The organism is Bradyrhizobium sp. 157 (assembly GCF_023073815.1).
Lineage (GTDB): Bacteria > Pseudomonadota > Alphaproteobacteria > Rhizobiales > Xanthobacteraceae > Bradyrhizobium.
The window spans coordinates 118,927-138,085 of sequence record NZ_JADPKF010000077.1; the positions used below are offsets into that span (position 1 = coordinate 118,927).

At 61.1% G+C, this 19,159-nt stretch carries 20 protein-coding genes and 1 riboswitch; of the genes, 9 read left to right on the top strand and 11 right to left on the bottom strand.

The window, feature by feature from the left end; genetic code table 11:
* Positions 1 to 15: 15 nt before the first annotated feature.
* Positions 16 to 95: riboswitch (SAM riboswitch) on the top strand.
* 70 nt (positions 96 to 165) lie between these two features.
* Positions 166 to 1,359, top strand: coding sequence for an O-succinylhomoserine sulfhydrylase (locus IVA95_RS20075; protein WP_247512030.1), 1,194 nt, complete (start codon positions 166 to 168; stop codon positions 1,357 to 1,359).
* Positions 1,360 to 1,486: 127 nt separating this feature from the next.
* Here the strand turns inward: IVA95_RS20075 and IVA95_RS20080 are convergent, their stop codons facing one another.
* The 3 genes from IVA95_RS20080 to IVA95_RS20090 are packed head-to-tail and all read right to left on the bottom strand — an operon-like array spanning position 1,487 to position 4,533.
* Positions 1,487 to 2,518 carry an SGNH/GDSL hydrolase family protein gene (locus IVA95_RS20080; RefSeq protein WP_247512031.1) on the bottom strand — a complete coding sequence of 344 codons (1,032 nt, stop codon included), beginning with the start codon at positions 2,516 to 2,518 and terminating at the stop codon, positions 1,487 to 1,489.
* Positions 2,519 to 2,530: 12 nt separating this feature from the next.
* Complete coding sequence (locus IVA95_RS20085) at positions 2,531 to 3,292, bottom strand: SGNH/GDSL hydrolase family protein (protein ID WP_247512032.1); 762 nt, start codon at positions 3,290 to 3,292, stop codon at positions 2,531 to 2,533.
* A complete protein-coding gene (locus tag IVA95_RS20090; RefSeq protein WP_247512033.1) occupies positions 3,289 to 4,533 on the bottom strand; it encodes an OpgC domain-containing protein in 1,245 nt (414 codons plus the stop codon). Before IVA95_RS20090 ends, IVA95_RS20085 begins: the two co-directional genes overlap by 4 nt.
* 249 nt (positions 4,534 to 4,782) lie before the next feature.
* Between IVA95_RS20090 and apaG the strand changes: the two genes are divergently transcribed.
* On the top strand, positions 4,783 to 5,175 hold the full coding sequence (gene apaG / locus IVA95_RS20095; protein ID WP_028351829.1) for a Co2+/Mg2+ efflux protein ApaG: 393 nt from the start codon (positions 4,783 to 4,785) through the stop codon (positions 5,173 to 5,175).
* Between the two features lie 742 nt (positions 5,176 to 5,917).
* Positions 5,918 to 6,235: a hypothetical protein gene (locus IVA95_RS20100; protein ID WP_247512034.1), complete on the top strand. Its 318-nt coding sequence runs from the start codon at positions 5,918 to 5,920 to the stop codon at positions 6,233 to 6,235.
* A 193-nt stretch (positions 6,236 to 6,428) separates the two neighbouring features.
* On the opposite strand, the gene IVA95_RS20105 is transcribed toward IVA95_RS20100, so the two are convergent.
* Positions 6,429 to 6,689, bottom strand: a complete 261-nt coding sequence (locus tag IVA95_RS20105) for a DUF1488 domain-containing protein (protein WP_247512035.1) — start codon at positions 6,687 to 6,689, stop codon at positions 6,429 to 6,431.
* A gap of 477 nt (positions 6,690 to 7,166) precedes the next feature.
* Here IVA95_RS20105 and IVA95_RS20110 point away from each other — a divergent pair, with 477 nt between their 5' ends.
* From IVA95_RS20110 to IVA95_RS20135, 5 genes are all read left to right on the top strand, one after another.
* Positions 7,167 to 7,400 (top strand): hypothetical protein, encoded by a 234-nt coding sequence (locus IVA95_RS20110; RefSeq protein ID WP_247512036.1) that lies wholly within the window; start codon positions 7,167 to 7,169, stop codon positions 7,398 to 7,400.
* A gap of 206 nt (positions 7,401 to 7,606) precedes the next feature.
* A complete protein-coding gene (locus tag IVA95_RS20115) occupies positions 7,607 to 7,990 on the top strand; it encodes a response regulator (protein WP_247512037.1) in 384 nt (127 codons plus the stop codon).
* 106 nt (positions 7,991 to 8,096) lie between these two features.
* On the top strand, positions 8,097 to 8,876 hold the full coding sequence (locus IVA95_RS20120) for a sensor histidine kinase (protein WP_247512038.1): 780 nt from the start codon (positions 8,097 to 8,099) through the stop codon (positions 8,874 to 8,876).
* A 1,789-nt stretch (positions 8,877 to 10,665) separates the two neighbouring features.
* Positions 10,666 to 11,037: a signal transduction histidine kinase gene (locus tag IVA95_RS20130; protein ID WP_247512138.1), complete on the top strand. Its 372-nt coding sequence runs from the start codon at positions 10,666 to 10,668 to the stop codon at positions 11,035 to 11,037.
* 138 nt (positions 11,038 to 11,175) lie between these two features.
* Positions 11,176 to 11,403, top strand: coding sequence for a hypothetical protein (locus tag IVA95_RS20135; RefSeq protein ID WP_247512040.1), 228 nt, complete (start codon positions 11,176 to 11,178; stop codon positions 11,401 to 11,403).
* A gap of 157 nt (positions 11,404 to 11,560) precedes the next feature.
* Here the strand turns inward: IVA95_RS20135 and IVA95_RS20140 are convergent, their stop codons facing one another.
* The 3 genes from IVA95_RS20140 to IVA95_RS20150 all read right to left on the bottom strand — a co-directional run bounded on the left by IVA95_RS20140 (position 11,561) and on the right by IVA95_RS20150 (position 14,872).
* A complete protein-coding gene (locus tag IVA95_RS20140; RefSeq protein ID WP_247512041.1) occupies positions 11,561 to 12,562 on the bottom strand; it encodes an Hsp33 family molecular chaperone in 1,002 nt (333 codons plus the stop codon).
* A gap of 175 nt (positions 12,563 to 12,737) precedes the next feature.
* Complete coding sequence (argF, locus tag IVA95_RS20145) at positions 12,738 to 13,664, bottom strand: ornithine carbamoyltransferase (RefSeq protein WP_247512042.1); 927 nt, start codon at positions 13,662 to 13,664, stop codon at positions 12,738 to 12,740.
* Positions 13,664 to 14,872, bottom strand: a complete 1,209-nt coding sequence (locus IVA95_RS20150) for an aspartate aminotransferase family protein (RefSeq protein ID WP_247512043.1) — start codon at positions 14,870 to 14,872, stop codon at positions 13,664 to 13,666. Before IVA95_RS20150 ends, argF begins: the two co-directional genes overlap by 1 nt.
* Before the next feature lie 494 nt (positions 14,873 to 15,366).
* Here IVA95_RS20150 and IVA95_RS20155 point away from each other — a divergent pair, with 494 nt between their 5' ends.
* Positions 15,367 to 15,876, top strand: coding sequence for a GcrA family cell cycle regulator (locus IVA95_RS20155; RefSeq protein ID WP_028351833.1), 510 nt, complete (start codon positions 15,367 to 15,369; stop codon positions 15,874 to 15,876).
* A gap of 174 nt (positions 15,877 to 16,050) precedes the next feature.
* Here the strand turns inward: IVA95_RS20155 and phoB are convergent, their stop codons facing one another.
* Genes phoB through pstA form a run of 4 tightly spaced genes read right to left on the bottom strand, consistent with a single transcriptional unit; the run spans position 16,051 to position 19,157 of the window.
* Positions 16,051 to 16,755, bottom strand: coding sequence for a phosphate regulon transcriptional regulator PhoB (phoB, locus tag IVA95_RS20160; protein WP_028351834.1), 705 nt, complete (start codon positions 16,753 to 16,755; stop codon positions 16,051 to 16,053).
* Between the two features lie 10 nt (positions 16,756 to 16,765).
* Positions 16,766 to 17,482, bottom strand: coding sequence for a phosphate signaling complex protein PhoU (gene phoU / locus IVA95_RS20165; protein ID WP_247512044.1), 717 nt, complete (start codon positions 17,480 to 17,482; stop codon positions 16,766 to 16,768).
* An 11-nt stretch (positions 17,483 to 17,493) separates the two neighbouring features.
* Positions 17,494 to 18,315 (bottom strand): phosphate ABC transporter ATP-binding protein PstB, encoded by an 822-nt coding sequence (gene pstB, locus IVA95_RS20170; protein ID WP_213254656.1) that lies wholly within the window; start codon positions 18,313 to 18,315, stop codon positions 17,494 to 17,496.
* Positions 18,312 to 19,157 (bottom strand): phosphate ABC transporter permease PstA, encoded by an 846-nt coding sequence (gene pstA, locus IVA95_RS20175; RefSeq protein WP_213254658.1) that lies wholly within the window; start codon positions 19,155 to 19,157, stop codon positions 18,312 to 18,314. Before pstA ends, pstB begins: the two co-directional genes overlap by 4 nt.
* Between the last annotated feature and the right edge of the window lie 2 nt (positions 19,158 to 19,159).

Genomic DNA, 19,159 nt, shown 5'->3' on the forward strand with positions numbered 1-19,159 from the left:
AGCGAATATCAGCATGACTTATCCCGTGGTGATTTGAGCCGGCCGGCTTGCAGCCACGTTAAATAAATCGCTAAACAGGCCGGGGACACGTGTGATCCCGGCCTGTGGAAATTATTCCAGGCCGGTTTTTTGTGACCATTTTCCGGTGGTCACGGCGGAGGTCACATGTCTGAAGTTGGTTCTACCAAGCGTTTTCGTCCCGAAACCCGGCTTGTCCATGGCGGGACGCTGCGCTCGCAATTTGGCGAGACGTCGGAAGCGCTGTTTCTCACCCAAGGCTATGTCTACGACAGCGCGGAGCAGTGCGAGGCGCGCTTCAAGGGCGAGGATCCCGGCTTTATCTATTCGCGCTATTCCAATCCCACAATTTCAATGTTCGAGCGCCGCATGATCGAGCTTGAAGGCGCGGAAGCTGCTCGCTCCACCGCCACCGGCATGGCCGCGGTGACGACCGCGATCCTTGCACCGCTCAGAGCCGGCGATCATGTGGTAGCCTCCAAAGCCCTGTTCGGCTCGTGTCTTTATGTCGTGCAGGACCTCCTGCCGCGCTACGGGATCGAAACGACGCTGGTCGACGGCCTCGATCTCGACCAATGGCAGCGCGCATTGCGGCCTAACACCAAGACCTTCTTTCTGGAGAGCCCGACCAACCCGACGCTCGATGTGCTCGATATTCCGGCGATTGCCGAGATCGCGCACAAGGGCGGCGCGCGGCTGGTCGTCGATAACGTCTTCGCCACGCCGATCTGGCAGAGCCCGCTTTCGCTCGGCGCCGATGTCGTGGTCTACTCCGCAACTAAACATATCGACGGTCAAGGGCGCTGCCTCGGCGGCATTATTCTCTCGTCCGAAGCTTTCATCGCAGAGCACATTCACAACTTCATGCGCCAGACCGGGCCATCGCTCTCGCCCTTCAACGCGTGGGTCCTGCTCAAGGGACTGGAAACGCTGGGAGTGCGGGTACGCGCGCAGACCGACAACGCGGCGAAAATCGCCGAGGCGTTAGCAAGCCATCCGAAGATTTCGCGACTGATCTATCCTGGCCGCGCCGATCATCCGCAAGCGGAGCTGGTGAAGAAGCAGATGCGCGGCGGCTCGACGCTGATCGGCTTCGAGGTCAAGGGCGGCAAGGCCGCCGCCTTCCGCGTCCTCAATGCGTTGAAGCTTGCGAAGATCTCCAACAATCTCGGCGACGCCAAGAGCCTAGTCACGCATCCTGCGACGACGACGCATCAACGGCTGACGCCGGAGGCGCGCGCCGAACTCGGCATCAGCGAGGGCTTCATCCGCTTCTCGGCCGGGCTCGAGCACGCCGATGATCTGATCGAGGATTTTGCGCAGGCGCTGGAGAAGGCGTGAGCAGGCGAATGGACGGTGCTTCCGTCGTCATTGCGAGCGAAGCGAAGCAATCCAGAATCTTTCCTACGGGAGCAATGGATTGCTTCGTCGCTAACGCTCCTCGCAATGACGGCGTCCCCACATCACCTCACATCGGCCGATAGGCCCGCACGTCCGAGGGCACGGCGACGCCGAGCTTGATCTGGCCGACCGACTTGATGATGTCGTCGCCGAGCAGTTGGGCGAAGCAGGCATAGCCCCAGTCGCTCATGTGCAGGCCGTCGGCGATCACGAAATTCTCGATCGGAATCGCCTGCCGCTCGTGCCAGTCCTTCATCACCGCGAAGCGCGGGAAGACGCCGACCTTGCGAAGCTCGGCCGTCTTGTTCAGCAGCTTCATCAACTTGCCGGCGCTTTCGGCGTGCTCGTTGACCCGCGGCGAATATTGCGGATCGATCAGCACGACGTCGGAGCCTGCAGCCTGAATGCGCGTGATGCCTTCGTCGATGAGCTTGGCAGTCTCGGCGGGATCCAGATTGCGCAGCACCGCATTGGTGCCGACCTGCCAGATCACCAGGTCAGGATGCAAGTCGATCACGGAAGTCTGCAGCCGCTTCATCATTTCCGGCGCGTCCTCGCCGCCTTTGCCGGCATTGATGACCGAGATGTCGGCCGTCGGATATTTGCGGCGTAGCTGCGCTGCGAGCCTGTTCGGATACGTAAACTCCGGTGAACTGGAGCCGTACCCCTGGGTCGATGACGATCCGAAAGCGACGATCACCACCGGCTGGCCCGCGACGAGCTTGCTCGCGACACGCGGCAGTGATCCCATCGATTTGGAAGCGCCCTTCGGCGGCAGGCAGGGAACGCGGCTGAAGATGTCGCCGGCCGATTTCGCGACTTCCTTCACCTTGTCGATCGCTTTGCCGGTGACGCCCTTCTGCGCGGCCGGATTGCCGGTGGCCGCCGGTGCGGCCTGCGGCGGGGCGCTTTCAGCCGAGGGTTTCTTTTCCGGGTTGCTTTCGGCTTTGGGGTTATCGGACAGTGCCGCCTGCTGGCCGGTTTGTTGCGAAGCCGTCTGGGCATTCAGCGGCAACACCGAGGCAGGCATCAGCAGCGCGAGGCCCGCGGCCGTGACAGTCAGCAATGTCGACAAACGAAAAGGGCAGTGAGAACTCATTAACGCTAGTCCCTAATTCTGCTGCGCCTGGTCGAGGCGGGCGGCGTCGAGCACGAATTTCGACAGCGCGCGGCCGAGGCAGGCGTGAACCCTTTTGGCCATGTCGGTGCCATGAAAGGTACTGAACAGGTCAAAATCTCCGGCGTCGTTCCAATGACGCATAATAGCGAACCGATCGAACAGCGGAACATTATGCTGCTGAGCCACTACGCGCATATTATCTAGGTACGGCGGTGCGGAAATCATAGTTTCCGTGCGCGGGCTGTATTGCAGATTGACCAAAACCACGTCGGCTCCGGCATTTTGCAGCGCAGCAACGCCGTCGTCGATGGCGCCACGAAAATCGTCGGGATCGACGGATCGCATAGCATCGACGGTTCCCGTCTGCCAGATGACCAAAGTAGGCCTTTTTGCTTCCACCAGCTTAACGAGGCTGGGATCGACCTCCTCGGCGGTCTTGCCGGTCTGGAGTTCTACGGAGAGGTTGATTGGGGTGGAGGGCAGCTTCTCCTTCAGCGCCGCCTGCAGCTTGGCCGGATAGGCGCTGTTTTCGGAGGACAGGATGGTCGATGAGCGGCTCCCCACCACCAGGATGGTCAGCGGCCGGGCATTCTTGACGGCCTCGGCCACCTTCGGAAGCGTGCTCTCGGTGGAGAGGAGATGGGAGGGAACTTCGCAAGCCTGGGAGGCGGCATCCTGGGCACGAGCCGATCCGGCCGCTGCAAGGCCCGCAAGCAGCGTCAGGACCAGCACAGCTCCCGAGCCGGGCCTCATGCGCTTCCTCCCGCCATGTCGGCGTTGATTGCCGTGCTTTTCGTCTTCGAGGCTCCTTTGTCGGCCGAATGCTTGTACCACGAAATCACCCACGCCATGCCCCACATGATGAGGATACCGGCAAGACTGACCAGGGCGTGCGTCAGGGCACCCCCACCAATTTCGGCCAGCACGAAGTGTCCTGCGAAGGCCAGGAAGACGCCGAGACAGAATATCTCAAGCGAATGCTGGCCACACAGGATCAATGGTCGCAGCCAGCGCGATTTGAGGCCCGACCAGTCCTTACGCAGGAAGCGCACGGTGAGCGCGGCCAGCGCCAGGAAATGGGCAAACCGCAGCACGTCCAGGTCGGTCTTGGTGATCGGATACATCCACTGCTCGATCCGCTTGGGCATCAGGAAGCTGAGCTGCGGAATGTGCCAAGTGAGCGTAACGAAGAATGCGGCCACCAGATAGGTGATGCAGATCCACATCGTCACCGGCGATGCCAAGATGCGGGACATGCGCTGCGCCCCGCCCAGCGCACACCAAGCACCGAACACGAACAGCAACTGCCAGCAGAACGGATTGAATATCCAGAAGCCGCTCGGATAGGCCGTGAGATACCAGTCGAAGTGCCAGGTCAGCGCGTACAACAGCACCGATAGCCCCAGCGCCACGTCGGCCCGCCACTTCATCAGCCACAGGATGACCGGCAGAAACAGCATCAGCACGATGTAGAGCGGCAGCACGTCCATGTTGACGGGCCGAAATCGCAGCAGCAGCGCCTGGACGATCGTGACATCCGGCTGCTTGAGGAAATCCATGATGCCCATTTCCTCGCTATAGAGCGGGTTCTCGAAACGGGTGGCGACGTACGATATTTCGGCGAGGAAGATCGTGAACAGGAACACATGGGCGACGTAGATCTGCCACACGCGCCGCATGATGCGCGCGGTCGCCACCACGAAGCCGGCCTCGAGCATTGCGCGGCCATAGACGAAGGCGGCGGTGTATCCGGAGATGAAGATGAAGATCTCGGTGGCGTCGGAAAATCCGTAATTGCGGATGGTGAACCAGGTCAGGATGTTGGTCGGCAGATGGTCGATGAAGATCAGCCACAGCGCCATGCCGCGAAACAGGTCGAGTCGCAATTCGCGCTCGCCGGCCACCGGGAGCGCAATCGCCGGTGCGGAAGATGCAGCGGCGGCCTTGGCGTCGCTGCGAGGCGTTCCGGCGACTGGATCGGCAATGGACGACATCTGGCACCGTTTGGGCAGTTGAGCTTTTGCGCGCGCACTGTCCGGAAAGATAATATCGGCCCGCAACTTGCACGCCAGATACGCAAGGGATACGCAAGCGGAAGGTACGGGGCCGGGCAGCGCGGCTGCGCTCTAGAACGGAACTATGTTGAAACCGCGATGAAGCAAGCGGCAACCCGGCGCAGCGGAGATTGGTTCCCCCGGCATTCCCGGCTATGATGCGAACAGGATTTCCGGAAGCTTGCCCGCATGTACCGCGCCGTCACCCGCCAGATCGAAGTCACCGTCGAGCCGAACTTCCTCCCCGAACGCTCGTCGGTCGACAAGGGCCAGTATTTCTGGTCCTACACCATCGTCATCACCAATACTGGCGCCGAGACCGTGCAGCTTCGTACCCGGCACTGGATCATCACCGACGCTACCGGCCGCAAGCAGGAAGTCCGCGGCGAGGGCGTGGTCGGCGAGCAGCCGGTGCTCGCGCCAGGCGAGCGCTTCGAATATACCAGCGGCGTACCGCTGCCGACCGCGTCGGGCTTCATGACCGGGCGCTATCAAATGGTCAGCGAAAGCGGCGAGCGTTTCGAGATCGACGTGCCGACGTTCTCGCTGGACAGCCCGGATAATAAGCGGGTGTTGAATTGACGAGCGTCCTCGCTCGTCATCACCCGGCTTGACCTGGTGATCCATCTTTCTTTGCATGAGTCTTTCTCAAAGTGATGGATGCCCGGGTCAAGCCCGGGCATGACGTATGTGTTTGCCGCATGACTTCGCATTCTCGCGGCATGTTTCGCCCGAGGCTTGCATCATAGCCTTCCGCCCTCCTGTTCAGAGGGCGCAGGGAAGACCGGGTGCGCGCCGCACCCGCGGTCTCGTGTGCAATTTGCGCACTAAGAACGCGCACACGAGCATACAGGTACAGCGGGAGCATCCCGGCCTTCCCTGCGCAATGGCTTTTTATTTTTGCGCGAAGGGCTGGACAGGTTTTAGTGATTTGCCCGTCGGGCAGTCACGCAAGAGATCACATATGCCAGTTGGTAGTCGTAGAGTTGGCAAAGCGAAGCGTGCCCACCATCGAGAAGTGTGATCGCTGATAGATGGTAGGCACGACTTTCGCGCCTTTGCCCACCCTGCACCGCAATGGCGCCACTACTCCCTCCACGGCCCGCTTCATGCGGCGCGAACTGGTAGGCCGAGGAGCAGAACTCGCAGGGTCACCACCACCTTGCCGTCCTTGACCATCCCGGCAGCAGTCTTTTCCGGCAAACCTTTCAGCATCGACGAAATCCACCACCTGCGATCAATGACAATTACAGCTAGCTCCTGGAACCATTGCCTCGCGAGGCTATTGGTCTCCTGACACAATTACTTTTTGGAAAGAGACATTATGAAAAACCTCGCGATCTATCTGGCAGCCGGCGCAAGTGCCCTTCTCGTGACGGCCGCTTCCGCGGCACCGCTTTCCCCGAATGTATCAGTCGCTCCGGAGAGCAACATTCAGAACGTCCGCATGGTTTGCAATGACGCAGGCCAGTGCTGGCGCCAACGTGGTGAACGCCGTGTCATTGTCCGTGAGCACCGTCATTCATACGGGTATGCTCCCCGTCGCGAGCGTTACATCGAGCGCCGCGGCTATGAGGAACGTGGCGGCATTGGCATCCGCGCGCCCGGCGTCAGCGTCGGAATCGGCACCGATCGCTACTGAGAAAGCCGAAACAGTCTGAATACGAGCAAAGCCGCGGAGAAATCCGCGGCTTTTTCGGATGCGAACGAATCGCTCGGAATGGGTGTTCAGCCGGCGTCGAGCCGGCGCTCCGACATGCGGCGCTCAACTTGGCCGGTCTTCACACGTGAGGGGCGTTTGCTCGCTGCGGCGCTTCTTAAAAAAAGCGCTCGTTTCAAAAATTTCCCGCGACCAGATCGTAAGAGCCCCGGCTTCCACGGACGTAAACCTTCGCGGCCGCCGCGCATATCACATCACGGTTGCAATCGAACGCATTCAGGAAACCGGACTCGTCGGGGCGGGCATCTGGCTGAATCCGCCTCAATGCGCCCTCGTCTATGAAGAATGTCGCTTCCAGCGCACTGTCGTGCCCCCAGAACCGCACGGCTCGCCGGGTTTGATCATATGAGCGGCTATGATTTGGAAACTCAATCATGGATGGTACCGATTGGATTAACAGCGGATGAACAACGCGCCTCACCGGCTCTTGCACGACCTGTGTCGAGGCTTCGTTCAAACCAGGACGCGCACAGCGAAGCGATATGCGGTTGGTCAATGTCGCTGACAAGATTTGTCGTGGCTAAGCTTCGCGCTGCCGTAAGGGCGATGCAGAAGCATACGATGGCGCTGGCATTCAGATGGCTATTCAATGCCGCATTACAATGCCTGCCGGGCAGCCCCCGGAAAACAAATTTGCGATTCTCCTCGCTATTCGGCAGACAGTGGCTATATGTAAGATATCACCGCGCGCCCCGGGCTGTTATCGGTGACTGAGAGCGTTGCGCTCCCGCCTCAACCAAAAGGGCGGTCATATGCCAAAATTCCCCGCATTCAATCTTCGTGAGTGGCTGGTACCCCCAGTACTGATGCCGATCTTTCTTGTGCTGCTGGTCGCCGCTGCGATGGTTATTCAATGGTGATCGAGCGTAGCGCGGTTTCACTGCGGGGCGGGCTATCTCCGACCAAACAAACCCAATCGGCGCTTGCGCGCGATCTGGATGCCAGGGCGGTGATCGCCATGGACGAGGCTCGCGAGATGTCGCCGGGGGATGAGCGCACCGAGGCGATTCACAAAGCAATCGTCCTTCGAAATGCCGTCGAGATTCACGAACTGCTCTGCGGCAAGCGCAACAGACCGGCCGAATAACGACACCGCTGGGGTGGCTTTTGGAACGCTCTTTTTCAGAGCGGAAGCCCGGTGGAGAGTTGGCGATCAATCGCCCGAATCGCGAGTGTTGACGGCGACTTTATTGCGTCATTGTTGAGCCAGCGTGGATCATATGGACAGCGAGATGCTTGTCCCAAATCGAACGCCTGTCCGGTCGACGGCCGTTCCCCCCGCGAGCGCTTACGATGGTACTTGATCATTCATGCATTCCCGCTGTCGTTCTCATTGTCGAGGACGAGATGGTGCTCCGCATGCGCGCGGTCGATATTGTTGAAGACGCCGGATACACGCCGCTCGAGGCGCTGGATGCCGCCGAGGCCGTCGCCATCCTGGAATCCCGATCCGACATCGTACTGATGTGCACCGATATCCAGATGCCTGGCCAAATGGACGGCGTCGGACTTGCGCATGCCGTGCATGAGCGTTGGCCGACCATCAGGATCATCGTGGTATCGGGGCAATTGAACCTGCCGCACCTCGATCTTCCTCCCCGCAGCAGGTTTCTCGGCAAGCCACTCAATGCCGAGGAAGTGATAGCCGAAATGCGCGACATGATCGGCTACGCCTGAGACGCCAGCGCTTTTCACTCCGATACGGCCCAAAGCGCGAGATTGCGGCAGAAACCCAGCCCCCGAAGATCAGTGCGGTACCCAGCCTATGATGATACAATCGGCGATGCCTGAAGCCGACCTCCGAACCGACCCGCGTCCTGCAAGCAGCGCAACATCATACCAGGACGATCTGGCGGCAGAAAATGTCAGCCTGCGGCTTCTGCTCGCGCAGGCTGAGATCAATGCGCAGAATTTGCTGGCCACGGCAGGCATCGACGCCAGAGAGCGCGAGGCGGCCGACAAGCTGCAGAAGCTGATCCTTGAGGAGTTGCACCACCGCATCAAGAATACGCTTGCAACCGTCGGCGCCATCGTCTCGCAGAGCCTGCGCGATCTGCCCGAAGCCGGGCACGCGCAGCACGCCATCGAGGGCCGGCTGCTCGCGCTCGGACGCGCGCACGATCTGCTTTTGCAGGCAAGATGGACCAGCGCGAACCTTGGCACGATCGTCCGCAGCGCTACCCAAGCCTTCGATAATCCCGACGAGCCGAAGTTCTCGATTTCGGGACCCGATATCCGGATGACGTCTGGTGCCGTCATTGCGATCGCGATGACACTGAACGAGCTTTGCACCAACACCACGAAATTTGGTGCCCTGTCGGTCCCGCAAGGGCGAGTCGACATCAACTGGACGCTCGATCAACAGTCGCAGCGCCTGCACCTCACATGGGCCGAGAAGAACGGTGCGGCGGTCCGCCCGCCCGAAAAGCGCAGCTTCGGGACACGGCTGATCGAGACGCTCGGCAGGCAGCTCCGGGGCGACGTGCGGCTGACCTATGCGCCGACCGGTTTCGTCTACGCACTCGACGTGCCGATGGCTTCTCTGACTTCAGCGGCCGCATAAGCTCGTACTCGGGTACTGCGGAAGCCAAATCGTATTTGGGAAAGAACGGCCCCAGCACAGGGGCGTACTGAGGCCGTCATTCATCGGATACCAAGGGGTATGGCATCCGGTCGCCCCAATCAAACGATCCCGGCGACAACAGTTGCAACCCGTATTCGTCAGGAACGGTTATCAGCGATGAAAGCTCGTCACGCGGCGCCAGCACCCACGCGCCCTATCGGGTCGTACCCGGTGACCTATGATGTGGTGGCGCGGTCCCCGACGAACTGTCGAGGTGAACCAATTTCGGCAACTGGAGGATATCCATGCCACTTACAAAAAATCAGAAAACGTGTGTTGGGCCGATGAGCACTCAAACTAGTCAGCACCTCACGATTTGTGCGGCGCTTCCTCTAATGCCCACAGCAGGAGGACATTGCGACACTTCAACAATCCGAAAACAAACAAATAGAAATGACGCCGTGCTCGCTGCGAAAGCAGAGATAAGTCGGCGCCGATCACTCAAGAAACAGCGCGAAGAGCAAACGGCTCATCTCTATTTTCGAGAATCCAGTTCGCGATAAAGGGTTCGCAAATATGATAGGCCTTCCACGGTCAGACGGTGCTCGTCTCGTTCTCCTTCGATATACCTTTTCATAAGATGCTTGGACAGTCGCTCCCGCACACCTTCCAACTCGGAGCGGTCGGCGAGGGCCCCATAAATATTCAGCGCGCGATCAACTGGCAGTATATTCATCGGATTCCTCTAAGATATTTGGGTATTCAAGTAACAGGATGCTCAATCGTTCCCAAAATAGACGCTTAACGCCGCGACTTCTTCTGCCAAACAAGAACCATGTTGGCGCGGGTTACACCCGGCCCGATCGGCTTCGACATCCGGACGTTCGAATGCCCTGCGTGCAGTCACCTCCATCAGACTGTGGTCGAACTACTAATCGACCCGATGAAGTCCCTCAGAACCCACACATGGCTTCGCGGACAACTGCAAGCGCCCACGTAAGGGTGCGCCAATTTGAACGTTTAATTGGGGAAGGCCGCCCTCGCATTGTGGGCGGACTAGCCTCGCGACGTGCAAGAGAACCTTTTCGAAACGGCTGTGGCGGAGGACGTTATAATTCTAAACTATTTGGCTTCGTACCTGCACGATCGTCCTAAACGGCGCACCCGGCAAAGCCGATCCAGTTAGCTTAGGGCGGGCTACCGCTTGCGGAGCTCGGCAGATGTCCAAGTCCTCGAATTAAACTCAGACTATATGCACTAGCGCTCTTATATTCGACGGACAGGATACCCATCTTCATATCATCGCCGCCCCCTACGTGGCATCTATCGGTGACTGAGAGACAGTTGCGCTCCCGCCTTACTCGAAAGAGGGCGCAGAGCGATGCAGAAACGACGACACCGTTTCACACAGTACCGACACCGTTTCACACAGACGCAGCCTCTTGAAGAGCGGCTAATTGAACATGCGACGCGGCTGCGCGATGAAGCTAAATCGCTTCCCCCTGGTGTCGTGCGCGAGGCGATTCTAAGGCGGGCTGAGCAGGCGGAAACTGGCGCGCACATGAGCCGGTGGCTGCGCTCGCCTGATTCAAAGAGTAACGCGTAATCTGCACAAGCATAAGAACCATGCCGGTCCACAAAACGGCTTCGACGGAGGATACGCATCGCGACGCGAAATCGCGCGCCGCGGCTCTGTCGCGATGGGACGATGAGCTAGGCGCAGTCCCCGACGGACTGCCGAGGTGAACCAATTTCGGCAACAGGAGGATACCCCATGTCACGTAAAAACATGTCACTGACAAAATTCGGCATCGATGACGGCCCGCACAACATGGACGGGCTACGGCTTTTCGCGCGCGACGGAACTGAACGGGTCGAAGCGTTCATAGGCCGCAAGGTGATGGACGTCTGGGTCGAATCCATCGAGCACCGGGGAGGACGGCAGAGTCTGTTCCGCGATCAGTACAACGCGTTGGGCAAGCGCAATCTTGCGGCGATTGAGCGGATCGTGAAAGCGAAATACCAACGGGGCGCCGCTTATAACCGCCAGCATCCCTATGTCGAGGTGCTGTTCTCGGATATCACGGAAAGCGGCGAGGCCCTGGACCTGGGGGGCCTTGTACGCCTGCCCTTGCCGCCGGAGTTTCTCAGGCTGGGTTGAGTCGGGTCTGCCAAACGAGGCCCTACGATGTCTGACAAGATCAGCACGATTTTCGGCAATGTGCCGCGCTGGCAGCACGGCCAGCGCCCCGCGCGATCCAGATCGCCTTAAATATCGCAACGAGCCAAAGGACCAAGGATGAAAAAGCCCATTCTCTCAATTGACGAACCGGAGTCGAAAAAAGCACCGCGAGCCGACCGGCTTCCTACCGAGGGCTTCGTGATGGTTGTCGACGGCCATTTCAAGTCAAAGTTCGACACTGCCGAGGCTGCCGAAGCAGCGGGCCGGAAACTGAAATCGACTTATCCGATGCTCCAGATCGAAATCTATGATGCTGCCACCCAGGTCCGCACGTTGTTGAGCTAATGCATTATCGGTTCCGATTGAATCAGAACCGACGCTCTAGATTTTGTTTTGACGCGTTTCCCTCACGCGAAGCGATATCCACTTCGCGCGAAAACGCTATACCCCAATCCGGCAATCCGGTTGGTTGCGGCGAACGCCTTCACACCCGGCGATCGCCCTACTCCTCCACGCCCGCTTCGTGCGGGGTGAACTGGTAGACCGAGGAGCAGAACTCGCAGGTCACCATCACCTTGTCATCCTTGACCATCTCGGCGCGGTCCTTGGGCGCAAAACTTTTCAGCATCGCGGAGACCGCCTCGCGCGAGCAGGAGCATTGTGCGCGCAAGGTCAGCGGCGAGAACACGCGCACGCCGCGCTCGTGAAACAGGCGATACAGCAGTCGCTCGCCCGACAGATCGGGATCGATCAGTTCGACGTCCTCGACAGTGCCGATTAACGACTGCCCCTCGACCCACGCATCATCCTCGGCGACGGTATGCGTCACCGCGCCTTCCGGCGCATCGCCCGGATGCAGATCGGCCTGCCGCGCGCGCTCGGGCGACTTCGGCAGGAATTGCAGCAGCATGCCGCCGGCGCGCCAGCGATGCTTGCCGCCGTCGCCGCCGCGCCATTCTTCGCCGACCGCGAGCCGCACGCGGGTCGGGATCTGCTCGGAGCGCAGGAAATATTCATGGGCGGCATCCTCGAGGCTACCGCCGTCGAGCGCCACTAGGCCCTGGTAGCGGCTCATGTCCGCGCCCTGATCGATGGTCATCGCGAGATGGCCTTTGCCAAGCAGGGCGCCTGAATCCTGCCCGTCCTTCAGCCGCCTTGCGTCATAGCGCGCATAGGCGCGGAGCCGATCCGGCGACTGGAAATCCACGATCAGAAACGACACCGGACCGTCGGTCTGCGTCTGCAAAATGAAACGGCCGTCGAACTTCAGCGCCGAGCCAAGCAGCGTCGCCAGCACGATCGCTTCGCCAAGCAGTTTTCCAACCGGAGCCGGATAATCGTGCTTGGCCAGGATGTCATCGAGCGCGGGGCCGAGCCGGGTCAACCGTCCGCGCAGATCGAGCGAAGCGACCTCGAACGGCAGCACTGCGTCATCGACGGGAACGGACGAGGGCGCGCGGATCGGCGCCTCGGTTGTGATTTTGATGTCTGATTGTGAATCCATGGCGCCTTATCTGGGGGCTCGGAATGCAAAACGAAAGGGGTGATCCGTGTCCCGGACGCGGTGCAGCGTGCAACGCTGCTCCGCAGAGCCGGGACCCAATTGCAAGTGGTGTGGACCCCGGCTCTGCAGCGCACCGCTAACGCGCTGCGCAGCGTCCGGGGAACGCAACTAGGGCTCACGCCACTTCGTTAAAACACCAGGCCAGAATGCCCTTTTGCGCATGCAGGCGATTTTCGGCTTCGTCGAACACGACCGATTGCGGGCCATCGATCACTTCATCGGTGACTTCTTCGCCGCGATGCGCGGGAAGGCAGTGCATGAAGATCGCGTCCGGCTTGGCCAGCGACATCAGCTTCGCATTGACCTGATAAGGTTTCAGCACATTGTGGCGATGTTCGCCGTCTTTGTCGCCCATCGAGACCCAGGTGTCGGTGACGACGCAATCGGCGCCGCGCACGGCGGCTTCGGGATCGGTGCCGAGCACGATCGGCGCCTGCGTCGCCTTGATCCAGTCCTTCATCGCCTTGTTCGGCGCGAGCTGCGGCGGGGTTGCGACGTTGAGCTTGAACTTGAAACGCTCGGCCGCATGCGCCCACGAGGCCAGCACGTTGTTGTCGTCGCCGGTCCAGGCCACGGTGCGTCCTTCGATCGGGCCGCGATGCTCCTCGAACGTCATCAGGTCGGCCATCACCTGACAGGGATGCGAGCGCCGCGTCAGGCCGTTGATCACGGGCACGGTGGCATGCGCGGCCAGCTCCAGGAGCGCATCGTGGTTGAGAATGCGGATCATGATCGCATCGACATAGCGCGACAGCACGCGCGCGGTGTCGGCGATGGTCTCGCCGCGGCCGAGCTGCATTTCGGCCCCGGTCAGCATGATGGACTCGCCGCCGAGCTGGCGCATGCCGACGTCGAACGACACCCGGGTGCGGGTCGAGGGGCGTTCGAAGATCATCGCCAGCGTCTTGCCTTCGAGCGGCTTCTTGCTTTTCTCATGCGCTTTCAGCTTCGCCTTCATGGTGGCGCTTAACGCCAGCATGCTGCGCAATTCATCTAACGGCAGTTCGTTGATGTCGAGAAAGTGACGGACGGACTTGCTCATCATCCCGCCGCCTTCTTCAACTGCGAGCTCGACAGCACGACGCAGGCTCGCTCCAGCATCTGGACCGACTCGTCGATCTCGGCCTCGGTCACGATCAGGGGCGCCAGAAACCGCACCACATTGTCGCCGGCGCCGACCGTCAGCAGCTTCTGGTCACGCAACGCATTGACGAGATCGCCCGACGGCACCACGGCCTTGACGCCGACCAAAAGCCCCTCGCCGCGCACTTCCGAGAGAACAGTGGGATAGCGGTCGACGACGGAGGCCAGCTTCTGTTTCAACAGCAGCGACATTTTCTGCACGTGATCAAAGAAGCCGGGCTTGAGCATCACATCGAGCACGGCATTGGCCGCAGCGATCGCCAGCGGATTGCCGCCGAAGGTCGAGCCGTGCGAGCCCGGTGTCATGCCGCTCGCCGCTTCGGCGGTGGCCAGCACCGCGCCGATCGGGAAACCGCCGCCCAGCGCCTTTGCCAGCGACATCACATCCGGCGTCACGCCGACGCGCTTGTAGGCGAAGAGATCGCCGGTGCGGCCCATGCCGGTCTGCACCTCGTCGAACGCGAGCAACAGGCCCTTCTCGTCGCAGAGCTGGCGCAGCGCCTTGAAGAAAGACTGCGGCGCCGAGCGCACGCCGCCCTCGCCCTGCACCGGCTCGATCAGGATGCCCGCGGTCTGCGGGCCGATCGCTTTCTTGACCGCTTCGAGATCGCCATGCGGCACCTGGTCGAAACCGTCCATCGGCGGCCCAAAGCCTTCGAGATATTTCGCGGAGCCGGTGGCCGCGAGCGTGCCCAACGTGCGGCCGTGGAACGCGCCCTCGAAGGTGATGAGGCGATAGCGTTCTGGATGGCCCTTGGAGAATTGATAGCGGCGCACGACCTTGATCACGCCTTCCATCGCCTCCGCGCCGGAATTGCAGAAGAACACCAGGTCGGCAAAGCTCTGCTCGCAGAGCCGCGCGGCCAGCTTCTCGCCATCGGGCGACTTGAACAGGTTCGACATGTGCCAGAGCTTCGTCGACTGTTCCTGCAACGCCTTGATCAGGTGCGGATGGCAGTGACCGAGCGCATTCACCGCGACGCCTGAGGTGAAGTCGAGATAACGCTCGCCATTGGTGGCGGTCAGCCAGCAGCCTTCGCCGCGTTCGAAGCCGAGATCGACCCTGGCGAAGACGGGGAGCAGATGCGACGTGGCGCTATTGGTCATGGCAATCACTGAGGTTTGAGACCTGCCTTTGAGACCTGCCGCGGGCGTGCATTGGCGCGAACGCGGCAACAGCCGGTCTTGCGAAAACGAAACGTGCCGCCTCTTAAGGGCGGCACGTGAGAGGCATTCTATGTGGGCGGGGAGCGCTGTCAACACGCCACGGAACGGCTTTTCCTGCAGTGCAAGGGGCTGAAATCCGTAGGATTGCGGTGTGGTGGAAAACACGCAGTGAAATGCCTAGATGTCAGAACATGTGGACGCTCGGGCCCGGACTCTTGCGCCGGAGTCACGCCATATTGTAGCGTTTGGGCTGTCGGATACGACATCTCGTGCGGCAGTTCTGATCCCTGGAGTCCTTTTGTGCAGGCGTAAACGTTCGGGCGCGGTTAGCGCGCCCGGCGAGGGCTAAGGGATTCTGACCGCAGGGATTTTTGAGACGATGACATCGCCAGCGCCGCCCCGATTGGCCGGCGCGATGCGAAGGGAAGATTACGATGACGGTTTTGACCTGGTCCGACGATCGCGTCGAGCAGCTTAAGAAGCTCTGGGAAGCCGGATTGTCGGCAAGCCAGATCGCCGCGGAACTCGGAAATGTGACACGAAACGCCGTAATCGGCAAAGTGCACCGGCTGGGTCTCTCCGGCCGTGCCAAGAGCCCCTCCTCGGCCGCCCCGCGGCAGCGCAAGGCACGTCCCGCCCAGCCGATGATGCGCGTGTCGCGCCCGGTCTCGCGCGGCAATACCGCGCTCGCGCACGCCTTCGAAGTCGAGATGGAGCCGGATCCGATCGCCTTCGACAATGTCGTGCCGATGAGCCAGCGGCTGTCGCTGCTCGAACTGAACGAGGCGACCTGCCACTGGCCGGTCGGCGATCCCTCAAGCCCGGAATTCTTCTTCTGCGGCGGCAAAGCGCTCACTGGCCTGCCTTATTGCGCCCACCACTCGCGCATCGCCTACCAGCCCGCCGCCGACCGCCGCCGTCAGCAGCCGAAGCAGACAAGGTAAGTCGCGGTTCGTCGTAGCCCGGATGGAGCGAAGCGAAATCCGGGCTACGCGTTCCACTGTCATTGCGAGCGTAGCGAAGCAATCCATACTTGCTTTGCCGCACGATGGATTGCTTCGCTTCGCTCGCAATGACGATGAGAGAGTCCCCGCTTTCGCGCGGACAACGATGGAGCCTTACGGCTCCACCTTCGCAAATCGGTCATCCAGCGCGTAACCGGCGCCGCGGACGGTGCGGATCGGGTCCTGCTCGCGGCCGGGGTTGAGCAGCTTGCGCAAGCGGCCGATGTGGACGTCGACGGTGCGCTCGTCGATGTAGATGTCGCGGCCCCAGACGCTGTCGAGCAACTGCTCGCGGCTGAAGACGCGGCCGGGATGCTCCAGGAAAAATTCCAGCAGGCGATACTCGGTCGGACCGAGATCGATCTGACGGCCCGAGCGCGCGACGCGGCGTTTTTCGCGATCGAGTTCGATGTCGCCATAGGTCAGCACAGTGGCGAGCCGCTCGGGGCTTGCCCGCCGCAACAGGCCCTTCACCCGCGCCAGCAGTTCCGGAACCGAGAACGGCTTGACGATGTAGTCGTCGGCGCCGGTCGCAAGCCCGCGCACGCGCTCGCTCTCCTCGCCGCGCGCCGTCAGCATGATGATCGGCAATTGCTTGGTTTCCGGCCGGGCGCGCAGGCGGCGGCACAGCTCGATGCCGGAGAGCCCCGGCAGCATCCAGTCAAGCACGACGAGATCGGGCACGCGCTCTTTCAGCCGCGTATCCGCATCGTCGCCGCGTCCGACGGTTTCGACCTCATAGCCTTCAGCGTCGAGGTTGTAGCGCAACAGCGTGGTCAGCGCTTCCTCATCCTCGACCACCATAATGCGCGCGCTCATCTCGTATCCCTCAGCTATTCGGAACCGCGGTGGCAAAGGTCGTCATGTCGCCCTTCGGGCGCTTGTCGAGCATCTGCTGACCCTCGATCATGTAGAACACGGTTTCGGCGATGTTGGTGGCGTGATCGCCGATCCGTTCGATGTTCTTGGCGCAGAACATCAGATGGATGCAGAACGAGATGTTGCGCGGATCTTCCATCATATAGGTCAGGAGTTCGCGGAACAGCGAGGTGCAGATGGCGTCGACTTCCTCGTCGCCCTTCCACACCGCCATCGCCGCCGGCAGATCGTGCGCGGCATAGGCGTCCAGCACCGACTTGACCTGCGATTGTACCAGGTCGGTCATGTGTTCGAGGCCGCGCATCAGCTTCAGCGGCTGGAAATCGTTCTCCAGCGCCGCGACACGCTTGCCCATGTTCTTGGCGAGGTCGCCGATCCGTTCCAGATCGGTGGCAACCCGCATCGAGCCGACGATTTCGCGCAAATCGATCGCCATCGGCTGACGGCGGGCGATGGTCAGCACCGCGCGCTCCTCGATCAGATGCTGCAGGCGGTCGATCTCGACGTCGGTGGCGACGACGTGCTTGCCGAGCGCGACGTCGCGGCGGACCAGCGCGTCGACGGATTCGGTGATCATGCGCTCAGCCAGGCCGCCCATCTCGGCAACAAGGCGCGTCAATTCCTGAAGGTCGCTGTCGAATGCCTTGGCGGTGTGCTCAGAAGCCATCTGTTATCTCCTTAACCAAACCGCCCCGTGATGTAGTCCTGGGTACGTCGATCGCGCGGCGAGGTGAAAATCTTGTTGGTATCGTCGAATTCGATCAGCTCGCCGAGATACATGAAGGCGGTCTTGTCCGAGACGCGCGCCGCCTGCTGCATATTATGGGTGACGATGGCGATGGTGTAGTCCTCCGCCAGTTCCTGAATCAGTTCCTCGATCTTGGCGGTCGAGATCGGATCGAGCGCCGAGCAGGGCTCGTCAAACAGGATCACCTCGGGCCTGACCGCAACGGTGCGCGCGATGCATAGCCGCTGCTGCTGACCGCCGGACAGCGAGAGGCCACTGGCGTTCAACTTGTCCTTGACCTCGTTCCATAGCGCGCCGCCGCGCAGCGCCTTCTCGACCCGGCCGTCCATCTCGGACTTCGAGATCTTCTCATAGAGACGGATGCCGAAGGCGATATTCTCGTAGATCGTCATCGGGAACGGCGTCGGCTTTTGGAACACCATGCCGACGCGGGCCCGCAGCAGATTGAGGTCGAGCTTCGGGTCGAGGACGTTGGTCTGGTCGAGCAAGAGCTGACCGGTGGCGCGCTGACCCGGATAGAGATCATACATCCGGTTGAATATCCGCAGCAACGTGGATTTGCCGCAGCCGGACGGGCCGATGAAGGCGGTGACGCGATGGGTGCCGAGCGTGAGATTGATGTCCTTCAGCGCGTGGTGCTCGCCATAGTAGAAGTTCAGGCCGCGGGCGGTCACCTTGGGTGCGGCCTCCGGCAGCGCCACCTGCGGAACTGGGCCGCTCGCGTTACTCACGGATACGGAGAGTTCGGTCATTTGGATATCCTCTCGGCGCCAAGAATGCGCGCGCCAATGTTTAGGGCCAATACGGTGAGCGTGATCAACAGGGCACCGGCCCAGGCGAGTTGCTTCCAGTAGGCATAGGGGCTCTGGACGAAGTTGTTGATGGTCACCGGCAGGTTCGCCATCGTCTTGGTCATATCCAGGCTGAAGAACTGGTTGGAGAGCGCGGTGAACAAGAGCGGCGCGGTTTCGCCGGCGACCCGGGCGGTCGCGAGCAGGACGCCGGTGATCAGGCCAGCGCGCGCGGCACGATAGGCGATGCGCCGGATCACCAGCGAGCGCGGCATGCCGAGCGCGGACGCCGCTTCCCGCAGGGGATTGGGAACCAATCCCAGCATGTCCTCGGTGGTGCGGACCACCACGGGGATCACGATCACGGCGAGCGCGAGACATCCGGCGAACGCCGAGAACCCGCCCATCGGCACCACGATGGCGCCGTAGATGAACAGGCCGATGATGATCGAGGGCGCACTCAACAGGATGTCGTTGATGAAACGGATCACCGAGGTGAGCTTGTCGTGCTTGCCGTATTCGGCGAGGTAGGTGCCGGCGAACAGGCCGAGCGGCGCGCCAATGCCGACCCCAACCATGGTCATGATGATCGAGCCGATGATGGCGTTGCGCAGGCCGCCGTCGGTCGATCCGGGCGGTGGCGTATCCTGAGTGAAGACGGCGAAATTGATGCCGGAAAGGCCATTGAAGAACAGCGTGAACAGGATCAAAGCGAGCCAGGTCACGCCGAACAGCGCGGCGCCCATGCACAGGTACTTGACGATGATGTTGTTGCGGCGGCGAGATACGTAAATCGGGTTCATGA

Excerpts from the sequence above, each read along its gene's own strand:
- IVA95_RS20120 (WP_247512038.1), top strand. The coding sequence starts at position 8,097 with ATGCCTGAAGCCGACCTCCGAACCGACCCGCGTCCTGCAAGCAGCGCA.
- IVA95_RS20080 (WP_247512031.1), bottom strand. The coding sequence starts at position 2,518 with ATGAGTTCTCACTGCCCTTTTCGTTTGTCGACATTGCTGACTGTCACG.
- phoB (WP_028351834.1), bottom strand. The coding sequence starts at position 16,755 with ATGAGCGCGCGCATTATGGTGGTCGAGGATGAGGAAGCGCTGACCACG.
- IVA95_RS20085 (WP_247512032.1), bottom strand. The coding sequence starts at position 3,292 with ATGAGGCCCGGCTCGGGAGCTGTGCTGGTCCTGACGCTGCTTGCGGGC.
- IVA95_RS20105 (WP_247512035.1), bottom strand. The coding sequence starts at position 6,689 with ATGATTGAGTTTCCAAATCATAGCCGCTCATATGATCAAACCCGGCGA.
- IVA95_RS20135 (WP_247512040.1), top strand. The coding sequence starts at position 11,176 with ATGAAAAAGCCCATTCTCTCAATTGACGAACCGGAGTCGAAAAAAGCA.
- IVA95_RS20090 (WP_247512033.1), bottom strand. The coding sequence starts at position 4,533 with ATGTCGTCCATTGCCGATCCAGTCGCCGGAACGCCTCGCAGCGACGCC.
- IVA95_RS20110 (WP_247512036.1), top strand. The coding sequence starts at position 7,167 with ATGGTGATCGAGCGTAGCGCGGTTTCACTGCGGGGCGGGCTATCTCCG.
- IVA95_RS20100 (WP_247512034.1), top strand. The coding sequence starts at position 5,918 with ATGAAAAACCTCGCGATCTATCTGGCAGCCGGCGCAAGTGCCCTTCTC.
- IVA95_RS20075 (WP_247512030.1), top strand. The coding sequence starts at position 166 with ATGTCTGAAGTTGGTTCTACCAAGCGTTTTCGTCCCGAAACCCGGCTT.
- pstB (WP_213254656.1), bottom strand. The coding sequence starts at position 18,315 with ATGACCGAACTCTCCGTATCCGTGAGTAACGCGAGCGGCCCAGTTCCG.
- IVA95_RS20140 (WP_247512041.1), bottom strand. The coding sequence starts at position 12,562 with ATGGATTCACAATCAGACATCAAAATCACAACCGAGGCGCCGATCCGC.
- IVA95_RS20115 (WP_247512037.1), top strand. The coding sequence starts at position 7,607 with ATGGTACTTGATCATTCATGCATTCCCGCTGTCGTTCTCATTGTCGAG.
- pstA (WP_213254658.1), bottom strand. The coding sequence starts at position 19,157 with ATGAACCCGATTTACGTATCTCGCCGCCGCAACAACATCATCGTCAAG.
- IVA95_RS20150 (WP_247512043.1), bottom strand. The coding sequence starts at position 14,872 with ATGACCAATAGCGCCACGTCGCATCTGCTCCCCGTCTTCGCCAGGGTC.
- argF (WP_247512042.1), bottom strand. The coding sequence starts at position 13,664 with ATGAGCAAGTCCGTCCGTCACTTTCTCGACATCAACGAACTGCCGTTA.
- phoU (WP_247512044.1), bottom strand. The coding sequence starts at position 17,482 with ATGGCTTCTGAGCACACCGCCAAGGCATTCGACAGCGACCTTCAGGAA.
- IVA95_RS20130 (WP_247512138.1), top strand. The coding sequence starts at position 10,666 with ATGTCACTGACAAAATTCGGCATCGATGACGGCCCGCACAACATGGAC.
- IVA95_RS20155 (WP_028351833.1), top strand. The coding sequence starts at position 15,367 with ATGACGGTTTTGACCTGGTCCGACGATCGCGTCGAGCAGCTTAAGAAG.
- apaG (WP_028351829.1), top strand. The coding sequence starts at position 4,783 with ATGTACCGCGCCGTCACCCGCCAGATCGAAGTCACCGTCGAGCCGAAC.